This is a genomic window from Pseudomonas sp. 30_B, assembly GCF_017491605.1.
Classification (GTDB): domain Bacteria; phylum Pseudomonadota; class Gammaproteobacteria; order Pseudomonadales; family Pseudomonadaceae; genus Pseudomonas.
In genome coordinates this window covers 1-248 of record NZ_JAFGYY010000453.1, presented here as the reverse complement: position 1 = coordinate 248, position 248 = coordinate 1, and the positions used below count along the sequence as shown (strand labels likewise).

Sequence of the window (248 nt, the reverse complement as noted above, 5' to 3'; positions counted from 1 at the left end):
GCCGAGGAAGAGCCGGAACGCCCCTACTGGCCGAAGGATCCGCAAAGCCCCTACGTCCAGCACTTCTCCCCGCGCGGGGTGATCCATTCCTTCGCCGACGGCAAGATCGAGGACACCGGTGCGCTGACCAAGAAGCGCATGGAAACCATCGACGACGAGACCACCCAGGCGGCGATCAACTTCATCGACAAGCAGGCGAAGGCCGACAAACCGTTCTTCGTCTGGATGAATACCACGCGCATGCACGC

The 248-nt window shown here is 62.1% G+C and carries 1 pseudogene; it reads left to right on the top strand.

The features are described from left to right. A pseudogene (locus tag J5M67_RS29080) lies at positions 1 to 248 on the top strand (arylsulfatase); the annotation flags it as partial.